This window comes from Rossellomorea sp. GQ25, from assembly GCF_059758515.1.
Map to the genome: position 1 here is coordinate 77828 of NZ_JCAXEQ010000003.1, position 12724 is coordinate 90551.

Genomic DNA, 12724 nt, shown 5'->3' on the forward strand with positions numbered 1-12724 from the left:
TTCTTTCCCCCGATAGTCATGTTCTTTCTATTTTTAGAGAACTCTGTTCTTTCTGGAACAGAGTTGATGTCTTTGGCACTCCCATACCAAAAATTCATAACATCTAGAATAGTATAATAGGGTTTTGAACGCTTGACTAGATAGTTTCAAATAAATATTTTTCGCCTTTTTATGACATGAATGGAAGGGGTTTTAGAAAGGCTGAATAGGATAAAAATTAAGGGTGTTTTACATTTTAATGACCGAATAGAAACCGGATGTGATTTTTGCTATACTTACATCAGTGAAAAAAGTAAAGGATAACTCTCCATACTGAAAGGGGAACAACATAAATGAGCAAGATCCTTGTCACAGGCGGGGCCGGATTTATTGGCTCCCATATTGTAGAAGAATTGTTAAACCAAAACGAACAAGTGGTAGTGATAGATAATTATTCAATGGGTTCAATGGATAACCTTCCGAAAGACGTTAAGTTAACAGTTGTAGAAGGAGATATTTCTTCGAAAGAGACAATTGAAAAGCTATTTCAACAACATAAATTCAAGAAAGTCTTTCATTTAGGTGCGATTGCCAGTGTTGCGGCTTCAGTAGAAGATCCCCTTCATACACATCAAACCAATTTGGAAGCGACTTTATATTTATTGGAAGAAACACGCAAACAAGGCGGATTGGAGCGATTTATCTTTGCTTCTTCTGCAGCGGTTTACGGAGACGAGCCAACACTTCCTAAGAAAGAGACATCAACGATCAGACCATTGACGCCATATGCCATCGATAAATTTGCCTCAGAGCAATATGTGCTGGCATTTAGTCGATTATATGATATTCCAACAACAGCCGTTCGCTTCTTCAATGTCTTTGGAAATAGACAAAATCCATCGTCACCATACTCTGGTGTGGTATCGATCTTAACGGATAAATTTAAACAGTTAGTAAACAATGAAGAAACATCCTTCACTCTTTATGGTGATGGAAAACAAACGAGAGATTTCATCTATGTAAAAGATGTTGTTCAAGCAAACCTTCTCGTTTCAGAATCTTCAGAGGCAATCGGTAAGGTATTCAACGTTGGTACAGGGGAATCGACAAGCTTAAACGAATTGATTGGCATGTATGAAGAGATTACGAATACAAAGCTTTCAATCAAACAATTAGAAGAACGTTCAGGAGATATTAAAGAATCCTACTCTGATATATCTGAGCTTAAATCTTTAGGATTCGATCCAAAGTTCTCTATGAGAGAAGGACTTTTGGAGTATTGGAACAAAGAAAACGAATAACGAAAAGTGCCCGTTTCTGTTGTGGAAACGGGCATTTTTTGTGTCGTTTGCAGGAGGGATGTTACAAAAAAGGGGTAAATATGACGAATTTTGTTACATAACTGTAAAATTATTTTGAAAATTTTAATGATAAGATTGTTGTTGTAGATTTATAGAGAAGGGAAATTGAGAAATGTCTAATTATCGCAAACCTGTATCTATTACTTTCGTCACGGTAGTAAGCTTCATGTTTCTATTATTTTTCCAGAACCCTGCATCAGCTGCAGGTACACAGATAGATCGAGTAAGTGGTGTCGACCGGTATGAAACGGCAGTTAAAGTTTCCAGGCAAGGGTGGGGCAGTGGTGCAAAAACCGTCGTCATTGCAGTGGGAAATAATTTTCCGGATGCGTTAGCAGGTGCGCCGTTAGCCGATAAGTATAATGCTCCAATCCTACTAGTAACCAAAGATAGTGTTCCCTATAGTGTGAAAAAAGAGTTAGAACGATTAAAGCCAAATAAAGCATACATATTAGGTGGAAGTTCCGTTATTTCATCTTCTGTCGAAACTCAGCTTAAGAGTTTAGGTATTACCAGTACAAGAGTGGCAGGGGAAAACAGGTACGAAACAGCGGCGAAAATTGCTGCATTAGTAGGAGGATCACAAGCCATTGTCACATATGGCAGGGACTTCCCGGACAGTCTTGCCATTGCACCTGTTGCTGCCAGTAAGTCAATGCCGATTCTTTTAACAGAAAAAAACCATGTCCCTGAAGAGACAAAAAAAGCGTTAAGTAAATATAGTTCTTCTATTCTTGTAGGAGGTACAGGTGTGGTTAGTGACGGCGTTAAGAAGCAATTGCCAAGAGCCACCCGTATTTCCGGAAAAGATCGATATGATACGGCAACAAAAGTCGCCGAGAAATATTACTCAGCTTCAAATAGTACAGTCATTGCAACAGGCGAGAGCTATGCAGATGCGTTGACAGGATCTGTCCTTGCAGCCAAAAAAGGCTCACCGGTTATGCTGATTCAATCGAATAATGTCCCAACTTCCGTCAAATCGACAGTTGATAAATTGGGTATTAATCAGTTTACGATTATTGGTGGAACGTCCGTGATTTCTGAGAAAGCCCAAAGTCTATTTGGTTTTGATACAGATGGTTTAATCAAGACGGCGAAACAGTATATAGGAACACCTTATAAATGGGGTGGAACGACTCCAAGTGGTTTTGATTGCAGTGGTTATTTAAACTATGTATATGACAAATATGATATTGATCTGCCTAGAACGACATCAGACATCTGGAATTTTGGAAGCCGGTCAAGTTCTACTGAAGTTGGGGATATCGTCATGTTTGAAACGTACAAGCCAGGCCCTTCACATGGTGGAATCTATATAGGGAATAACCAGTTTATTCATGCTGGTGATCGTGGAGTAGAGGTAACTAGTATGAATAATGTATATTGGAAACCCCGTTATTTAGGCGCTGTAAAGGTTGTAAATTAATAGATTGATAGAGAAACTGATTGTCACATGGCAATCAGTTTTTTTCTATTTACCCGATTCAATAGTCCTTAAACCTTTTCTTATAAATAATTTAACGAACCAGAAAAGACAATAGTAAAAATATATTATTTTTTCTGAAAATAATGTCTCCTTTTGTTGACTAAAGAACTAACTGAGATTAAAATGGAAAATAGAGTTCGAATTTTTCCATAATTATATTATTTTGGAAGATACGGAGTATTTCGGACCACTACTATTAATCTATCAAGGGGGAAAAGGGATTGACGCTTAAGAAAAAGGTATTTTCGGTAATGGCAAGTGCTACTTTAGTAGCTTCCTCGTTCGCTGGGGTAACAGCCTTCAATCCTGATAAAGCAGAAGCTGCTTTACAGGAAACGAAAAAATTCAAGGTTTCGAATTTCTCAGAGGTTGTAGCACTGTCTATGAGTGATCAAGCTGTTCAAGAGCTTGTGATCGTAGGTAACGGTAAAGTAGATGCGACTGGTCAATTAGAGAAGCTTGGCGTTAAGGTGAAACAGAATTATAAGAACTATGTTTACTTAGCGGATGTACCTACACGCAAAGTGATGGAGGTTTTGGATCTTAAGAGTGTCCGCACAGTAGGCAAAAACACTGAAATCCAATTAGGGGAAGTGAATGACCCCGAGTTGGAAGTGAAGGACCAAAATAAAGTGGATGAGGATGCGGTTGTAAAACCTAATCAGGCAGAAACTCATGCTCCGACGGGAGTGGATGATTTCCACGATAAGTTTGATGGTAGTGGTACACGTATCGGAATCATTGACTCAGGACCCGATCCAGGTCATGAATCCTTTACAGAGGGTCTTGAAGAAGGAACGCGTAAATATGGGGATTCTAAAATTGTTGCAGTAAGAGACTATACCATTTCGAATCGTCAACTTGCTTATGGCATTGAAGAGCGCTATAAAAAATACTTAGGTGACGGTATCAATTACCTTTCTGAGGGAGACGTGCTATTCGATAAAGGACATGCTGAAGGTGACTCCATTTCAGTAGGGGAAACTACATATAATACAGCAGGACTTGACGCTTCCGATGATAAATTTCACTTCGGGAAAACGGCATTTGAAACAAATCCTTATCCACAAGGCAATTCCAACTGGACGAACCAGGATTTAAATGCAGATGGGAAAAATGGGAATTCAGATAACTTCTCTGTTTTATTGGTAGGGGACAAAGTCTATATCGATACAGATATGGATAATGACTTCACCGACGAAACGGCATATGCCAATAACGATACAGGTACATTCGATGTGAATGTAGAAGATGAAAATCTTGGAGCGAACTTCCGTGTCAATGATATGGAATTGAACTGGTTCGGTGCAGGTCTGAAGAAAATCAATCTGTTCACTGACTTCAACGGGCACGGTTCTCACGTTTCAGGTATCTCTGCAGCAAATGGCCCGGCAAAAGCAAATGCATTCGGAGCCGTTGCTGGTGAAGGGGTTGCCCCTGGAGCAGAGCTTGTCGGTATGCGTGTGTTCAAAGCAGCTGGCGGAGCACCTACATTCAGTATCCAAAAGGCTATGGTTGATGCTGCGCTTCCTGAATCCGAAGGCGGGTTTGACGTCGATGTTGCAAACTTAAGCTTAGGTTCTTCCCCGGATTTAAATGATGGTCTAGGATCCTATGGAGAATTAATGACGGTCTTAAGTGAAGATACAGATATCGTATTCGTTACATCTGCTGGTAATGCGGGTCCTGGTGCAGACACAGTTGGATCACCTGGTGACGTAGCGCCAATCATTTCTGTTGGTGCACATATCACGGCTGACATGTGGGCAAAAGAATACAATTCTTATCCATATGGTAAAAACGCAGACGGCACTCCGAAAGAAGGACAAGGATTATGGTACTTCTCTTCTGTAGGACCTAACGAAGCAGGGAATCAAAAGCCTGATATCGTTGGACCTGGATCTGCTTATGCTGCTCATCCGGTACAAAATGGACCGTACGTTGTGATGCAGGGGACAAGTATGTCTTCACCATATGTAGCTGGTGCTGTAGCGTTACTTAAATCTGCAGCTGAGAAAGATCGTATTCCATTTAATTATGAAATTGCCCGTGAAGCGTTGATTGAAACGGCTAATCATTTAGATGGATACAACCGGGCTCAAGAAGGTGGCGGATTGATTGATGTTCCGGCCGCTTATGAGTACCTGCGCAAAAACTTCATCACAGACATTAAAGATGTAGACGTAACCGTATATCATGGAGAGAAAGTGTCCGGCGGTCCGGGTCTATATGTAAGAAATAAAGAAATTCCTGAAACAGTTGATGTATTAGTAGAGAACAAGACTGATGAAGATAAGAGCCTGGATGTATCTCCAACGGGCGATTGGATTAAGCCATCTGCTTCGAAAGTAAATCTTAAAGCTGGAGAAAGCAAAGTGATTACCGTTGAGTACGATTCGTCGAAACTAGAGACAGGCGTAAATGCTGAAACGTTAGTATTTGATGATGCATCAACTCCTTACGTAGAAGCGAGATCAGCACAAACGATTATTACCGGACATGAATTCAACCAGGATAACCGTTTCCGTTTCCGTGAAGAAGGAGAGGTTCAATCTTCCCAAACGAAAGGATACACATTCGAAGTGAAGCCTGGCGTTAGTGAAGTTCGTTTCTCTTTAAATGCAATCAGTGAAAATGATGATTATAAAGGCCGGGTACGTGCGATCGTATTTAATCCTGACGGAGTGGAAGTAAGCGAATTCCAAGGGTATGCAGGTTACGGTGCCGGTGGATTAGGTGTTGAAGATCATGTATTCAAGTCTCCTAAACCAGGAGTATGGGAAGTACATGTATATGGAACTTCTGGGCCTGAAGCAGGTAAGGAAGTAAATAAATATCAATTAGAGGCTGTTGTTCAGGATGTCGTTGCTGAACCGGGTGAAATTGATTTAGGTAACGTTGCAGCTGAAACTGAAATGACCAAGTCTGTTACATTCTCAAACTACTTATCTGAAGCAAGAGATGTGAAGGTTGTTGGTGCACCGTTCAGTACGCCTAAGATTTCTTCTGAAAAGGTAGAAGTACCTGGTAACAATGAATTCTACTATCAAGATATCAAAGTGAAGAACAATGTATCATTAGAAGTTCAAACTTCTAATCCATCACATGCTACTGATGATGTAGATTTATATATCTTTGATTCTAAAGGAAATCAAGTAGCATATTCTGCGGGTGCTACATCTGACGAAAAAGTTTCCTTGACTTCATTACCGGATGATACGTACACAATTGCCATTGAAGGATACGCAACAATGGATCCAACCACGACTCTTGATCTATCAATCAATGAGTTCGGTGTACTGTCTCCTGGAGAAAAAGGTGAAGGTGAAGTAGATGTTAAAGCTTCACAACATCTTAAAGTAGGAAAATCATTAACGACGGATGTAAACATTACAACTCCATCCGAGTCAGTTAGCTCAATCGGAGCAGTATATTTACTTGATGCGAAAACAGATGAAGTATTATCACTTCTTCCAATCAAGGTAGACGGTGACATCATCACTGAGGTTTCCGGTCAAGACCGTGTCGGAACAGCGATCGAAGTTTCCAAAAAGCTTCATAAAGATGGCTTTGCCGATGACCATAAGTACAAAACTGTTATCCTTTCAACTGGATACAACTTCCCGGATTCATTATCTGCAGGTCCATTAGCATCCGCAATCGATGCTCCAATCTTACCTGTAGGCAGCAATGGGAAGCTTTCTAAGGAAGTTTTAGATGAAATCGAACGTCTTGGTGCTGAAAATGTATATATCCTTGGTGGAGAAGGTGTCGTTTCTGCCGATGTATTCGCACAATTAAACAGCATTTCGATCGATTCTTCTGATATCGAACGCTTAGAAACAGATGGAATGCTAAACCGTTACGGTACAAACCTTGCCATCGTTTCGAAGCTTCAAGAGCTTGGATTCAAAGGAAACGGTGTATTCGTTGCAACTGGTAAGAACTTTGCAGATGCACTAAGTGCTGCGGCAATTGCTGGTGCCAATGATATGCCAATCGTTTTAACAGATGGAAAAGATTTATCTGCTGAAGCGAAAGCCATTCTTGAAGACCAGAAAGTCTATGTGCTTGGTGGTAAGTCAGCTGTTCCTGAAAATGTAGTAGCTCAAGCTAAAAAAGTAGCTGTCGATGTTAAAGTACTTTCTGGTGTGAACCGTTATGGTACACTGGCAGCAATCCTTGGAGAGTTCGCGACTAACACAGATAAGTTATATGTTGCCAGCGGTAAGAACTTCCCGGATGCATTATCTGCTGCTCCACTTGTAACAGATAACGCAGGCTTACTATTACTGACAGATCCTAATGGATTACCGAAAGAAGTAGATGCTTTCTTAACGAAGTATCTGTACCAGAACAAAATCTCTTCTGTCACTGTACTTGGTGGTAAAGGTGCAGTTGGTGAAAGCGCAAGAGAAGACCTTCAAGAAAAAGTATCAAACTAATAGAATAAGGTTAATAGGGTCACCTGCTATTTATAGCGGGTGGCTTTTTTTGTGGAATATCAGGGGCTTTTAGCCTATCATTCTGAAAGTTCCTTGAATTCATGGACAGGTCTTCCATCATCTTATATACTTTTTACAGATGATGTAAATGACATTCAACTGAGAGAGGAGTGGCTTGATGAAAATGAGAGTAATCGCTTCTATAATCATATTATTAGGTTGTATCCTGCTTCCAAACGGAATTGCGCAAGCGGGTGATGAGAAGAAGGTTCAACTATTGGTGGTTCACAAGGATCAAAATGGTGAAGTATCTACACAGTCTTCAGACAAAGGTGAAGAGAAATTTGAGGTCGTGTCAGTACCTTCAAAAGACGTTCCTGATACTCTATCTAAACTAAATAATGATGAAAACATAGAATATGCAGAGGTCGATCAGCTCGTTTACACACAGGCTGCTCCACCCAATGATCCATATTTTAATAATCAATCCCGGGACTTTGAGGTAATGAAGGTATTGGAAGCGTGGGAAAACTACAATCCCATTGAAGAAGTTACCGTTGCGATAGTCGATTCAGGTATTGATCTGAAACATCCCGAGCTTCGCAGTAGATTAATAGAAGGAAAGAACTTCATTAATGAAGGGGAGCCTCCCGTCGATAGGTCAGGACATGGCACCCATGTAGCAGGTCTGGTAGGAGCTGTGACCAATAACAAAATGGGTATTGCTTCTGCGGCTGAAAAGGTAAAACTCATGCCCGTCAAAGTGTTTGAAGGTAAGACCACCTATATGTCCACGGTTATTCAAGGCATTCGTTATGCAGCAGACAACGGAGCGGATATCATCAATTTGAGTCTTGGCAGCTATAGCAATATGAAAGCGCTGGAGGATGCTATTGATTACGCTGTGGACAAAGGAGCTCTGGTAGTAGGTGCGGCAGGAAACGATGACGAGCACGCTGTTCTTTACCCGGCAACCTACTCGAATGTTCTGGCTATAGGCAGTGTGGACTCTACTACATTAACAAAATCAACGTTCTCAAACTATGGGAAGGCAGTAGATGTATCTGCCCCGGGAACGAACATTTTCAGTACATGGATGGGTGGCTATGAAAAGTTGGATGGTACCAGTATGTCAACAGCCATTGCAAGTTCGGTTTCGTCCATGGTCAAACAGCAGTACCCCTTTTTAAAAGGATTGCAGGTGAAAGATGTTCTTGAAAACTCAACCACCCCATTACCAGAAGTCGATTTGCTGGGGACAGGGTTGATCAATGCTGAAGAAGCGTTAAGCTATGTCCAAACGAAAAATCGTCTCTACGGACTGACTTCTGTGGAAACGGCTGTAGAAATATCTCGAAATGGCTGGCCCTCACTAGAGGAACAAGAGTTGACGATCGGTCACAACAAATTGAATGGATCGTTTGTTATCTTAGCTAGCGGTGATTCATTCCCGGATAGTTTAGCTGCTTCTCCACTGGGATCGCATTTAGACAGCCCGATTCTATTAGTAAAGAACAATCGATTGAGTGAATCCCTTAAGGAAGAACTGAAGAGATTGAATCCTTCTCATGTCTTAATGATCGGAGGAGAAAATGCAATCTCTCATGAAGTAGAAAATGAGATTAAGAATCTATCAATCGAGACCAATCGAATATATGGCATGGACCGTTATGAAACGGCCGTAGCGATCAATAACGTGATTCCCTACACAACCAACAAGGCCTTTGTCGTTTCTGGTCAAAACTATCCTGATGCTCTCTCGATTGCTTCCTACAGTGGCAGTATGCAATATCCTGTACTCTTTGTTCAAAAAGAGAGTGTTCCACAATCGGTTCGTACCTATATGAAAGAGAATGAAATTTCCAAGACGTATGTCATCGGTGGTCAAGGTATTCTTTCTAATAAAGTAGTAGATAATCTGCCGGGACATTTCCGAATATATGGCTTGGATCGTTATGAAACCAATTATAAGGTTCATCAGACCTTTGCTTTGGAAGATTCAGATTCAGTTTATTTTGCCACAGGAGGGAAATTCCCCGATGCCCTTAGCATAAGCCCGCTGGCTGCAAGAAAAGACAGCCCGGTCGTTCTGGTTGATAGAAACGATAACCTGAACCTGAAGAAAACAATCAGTTTGTTAACCAAACGGAACAATTATCATATTCTGGGTGGACCAGGAGCTTTATCGGTTGAGAAAGCATGGGAAATCGATCAGTATATGATGAATAAGTAAGATAGAGAGATTGCCTCTCTATCTTTTTTTGGTATAGAAGGGTTAAAGTTTACTAGATACTATGTTAAGATGGAATAAAATAACATTTAAAAAGGGGAACGCAATGAATTCTAAAATGAAGAAACTTGTATCAGGGATAGCAGCTGTGGCACTTAGCGCGACACTGGCGAGTCCAATTACTTCGAAGGCAGCGGGATATGAAAATCCGTCTAAATATGAAATCAATAAACTGTTGACAGAAGCAGCGATGAAATATGATGTTCCCGCCGAGATTGTGAAGGCTGTAGCTGCTGAAGAGAGTGGTTGGAAGCAATTCACGGCAGATGGAGAACCGAATATTTCGGATGATGGCGGGATTGGAATTATGCAGGTGACCGATACAGCCGGCTATGATGTCGAGCGTTTAAAGAATGATATCGGATTCAATATTGAAGCAGGAATTAAGATTTTAAATGGAAAATGGGAGCTTGGTGAAAAGGGTCTATCAAACTGGAATCGTTCTACAAGCATCCCTACCATTGGAGATAATGAGCGTGACATCATCGAGAACTGGTATTTTGCCCTTTTAGCTTACAACGGACAGGCGCAAGAAAATAGTCCAATCAAAATGGCGACTGGTGAAAGAAACTTCGGAAGCTATCAAGAACGGGTATATGCGGAGCTTTCAAGTGGAAACCCAGGCATCTTCAAGAATGATAGAGTCGAACTTTCTTTTGCTAAAGAGGATTTCACCTACACAGGCGAGCCAAACTATTATTTATTATTCAACAAGAAAAAGTATGAAGTAGAGGGACTCGCCCATACGACTAAACATTCATATCAACCAGGGGATTTAGTGATTTCTGCGGATGGATCCCGTTTTAGAGAACGACCAACGTCTGAGTCCAAAGAGATTTCGCTTAAACTACCTAGCGGTGAAACGGAAGTTCTTGAGATTCTCCAAGGATTTACATACGATCAATCCAAGAATCCGAATCACTTCGTCTGGTACAACGTTGAACGTGAAGACAACAAACAAGAGGCATACGTTGCTTCAAGCGAGCTAAATAAAATCGGTGAGCGGCTATCTGGAACCGATCGAATCAAGACAGCCGTTGACATATCCCAGGCTGGCTGGAATCAAGCTGATACGGTCGTGCTGGCCCAGGGATATAACTTCCCCGATGCGCTAACGGGTGGTCCCCTTGCTTATAAGAAGGATGCACCACTTCTATTAACGGACAAAAATAAACTGACTGAATCAACGAAAAATGAAATCAAACGATTGAAAGCTTCTAACATCATCGTTTTAGGTGGAGAAGGGGCGGTCAGCAATGGAGTCAAGGATGCTCTTGAAGGAATGGGATTGAAAGTTGACCGAATCGGTGGTATCGATCGCTACGAAACAGCCCAGCTTATATCAGAGCAAGTGAATCCCAATCCTGTTAAAGCCATCATTGCGTCAGGCAAAAACTTCCCGGATGCTCTTTCTGTGGCACCGTATGCTTCTGTAAAAGGGTACCCGATCCTTTTAACAGCGAAGGATGCTATTTCTTCCTATACGAGTAAAGCCCTTACTGGAGTGGATAGTACGATCGTTGTCGGTGGAGCAGGTGTCATCAGTGATAGCGTTATGAAAAAGGTGAAAGCCGAGCAGAGAGTAAGCGGAGTGGACCGATATGAAACTTCTCTTGAAATTGCGAAGAAGCTGCCACTGGCTAACCCTGATGAGAAAGCTCTTCTCGCGAGCGGTAAAAACTATCCGGATGCGTTATCGGGATCTGTATTGGCTGCAAAGCAAAAGACACCACTACTTCTATCTAATCCGGAACACCTGCCAACAAGCGTCAATAACTTTATCGCAACCAAGAAATATAAAGAGTTCTTCCTGCTCGGAGGACCTAGTGCAATGAATGTAGAAGACGAGCTTGGAGATTTATACAAAAAGCTGTATTATTAATATAGTAGATATTAATATTAAGACTCTATCGATCATCGGTAGAGTCTTTTTTGATAGGATTATTAAACAGAGATTACATTTATGTAAGATTCTATTTTTTTAAACTATTTCATGATAAAATTATTTTTCGTATTGATCTTCGATTTGAAAGGTGAAAAACATATATGAAGACTCGCAATGACTATAGACAGCGGATGAGAAGAAGAAAGAGATTCTTTCGGATCTTTCTCGTTTTATCTTTTTTTGGAGCAAGTATTGTAACAGCTTATTTTCTGTATCAGTATCAGAGTGGAATTATGCATGCAGGTAAGCCGAAAGCAGCCACTGAAGAACTTCCTGAATTTAATGGTAAAAAAGATGAGCATGGAAAAATAAATATATTACTGCTCGGATCAGATACAAGGGGCGAAGAAAAATCCCGTACAGATACAATCATGATTGCTCAATACGATCCTGAAAAAGGCGAGGCCAGATTGGTTTCATTAATGAGAGATATGTATGTAGATGTTCCGGAATACGGAAAGTATAAATTGAATACTTCCTATTTCCTCGGGGGGCCTGAACTCCTTCGTCAAACATTAAAAGAGAACTTCGATATAGATGTACAATATTATGCGTTAATGGACTTTAAAGGATTTCAGAAGGTTGTAGATGCACTGGCGCCAGATGGAATTGAAATGAATGTAGAAAAAGAAATGTCCACTAATATTAATGTGACACTGGAACCTGGCTTGCAAAAATTGAACGGCAAGGAATTATTAGGCTATGCCCGTTTCCGCCATGACGCGGAAGGAGACTTCGGCCGTGTTAAGCGCCAGCAGGAAGTCATCAATGCCTTGAAAGACGAAATGCTGTCATTAAACGGAGTATCCAAAATCCCTAAACTGATGGGTACAGTCTCACCATATATCGAAACGAATATCGGCTCGATGGACCGTATCAGTCTTGCAAAAGAATTTGTCCTGAATCCGGTTGATAACATCGAAACAATGAGATTACCAATCGACAATTCGTTTGAAAATGCTCGATATGAAGGCGCCGGTGCCGTATTAGACGTAGACCTGGATGCGAATACGGAAGCGTTAAAAGACTTTCTGAATGGTGAAGAACCTAAGTCGTATGCAGAGTATGTTGAGGAAGAAGCGTTGAGTGACGATGCCGTGGTTGAGGATTCGACTGGTGTGGAGGATACTGGAAGCTACGAGGAATCGACTGAAATAGAAGATTCAAGTAGTTATGAGGAATAGAGATTATAGATTGAACCCATGGAGTGAAGTG

At 41.1% G+C, this 12724-nt stretch carries 6 protein-coding genes; all 6 read left to right on the top strand.

Features of this window, described 5'->3' with window-relative positions; all coding sequences use genetic code 11:
• Nucleotides 1-332 precede the first annotated feature (332 nt).
• The 6 genes from AC6CIB_RS11260 to AC6CIB_RS11285 all read left to right on the top strand — a co-directional run bounded on the left by AC6CIB_RS11260 (nt 333) and on the right by AC6CIB_RS11285 (nt 12693).
• Nucleotides 333-1280, top strand: coding sequence for an NAD-dependent epimerase/dehydratase family protein (locus AC6CIB_RS11260; protein ID WP_498280713.1), 948 nt, complete (start codon nt 333-335; stop codon nt 1278-1280).
• A gap of 172 nt (nt 1281-1452) precedes the next feature.
• Entirely contained in the window at nt 1453-2769 is a 1317-nt protein-coding gene (locus AC6CIB_RS11265) for a cell wall-binding repeat-containing protein (RefSeq protein ID WP_498280715.1), read from the top strand.
• Between the two features lie 281 nt (nt 2770-3050).
• Nucleotides 3051-7274, top strand: a complete 4224-nt coding sequence (locus AC6CIB_RS11270; protein WP_498280717.1) for a cell wall-binding repeat-containing protein — start codon at nt 3051-3053, stop codon at nt 7272-7274.
• Between the two features lie 178 nt (nt 7275-7452).
• Nucleotides 7453-9507, top strand: coding sequence for a cell wall-binding repeat-containing protein (locus AC6CIB_RS11275; protein WP_498280719.1), 2055 nt, complete (start codon nt 7453-7455; stop codon nt 9505-9507).
• Nucleotides 9508-9610: 103 nt separating this feature from the next.
• Nucleotides 9611-11446 (top strand): cell wall-binding repeat-containing protein, encoded by a 1836-nt coding sequence (locus AC6CIB_RS11280; RefSeq protein WP_498280721.1) that lies wholly within the window; start codon nt 9611-9613, stop codon nt 11444-11446.
• A gap of 164 nt (nt 11447-11610) precedes the next feature.
• Nucleotides 11611-12693, top strand: a complete 1083-nt coding sequence (locus tag AC6CIB_RS11285) for an LCP family protein (RefSeq protein WP_498280723.1) — start codon at nt 11611-11613, stop codon at nt 12691-12693.
• Nucleotides 12694-12724: the final 31 nt, after the last annotated feature.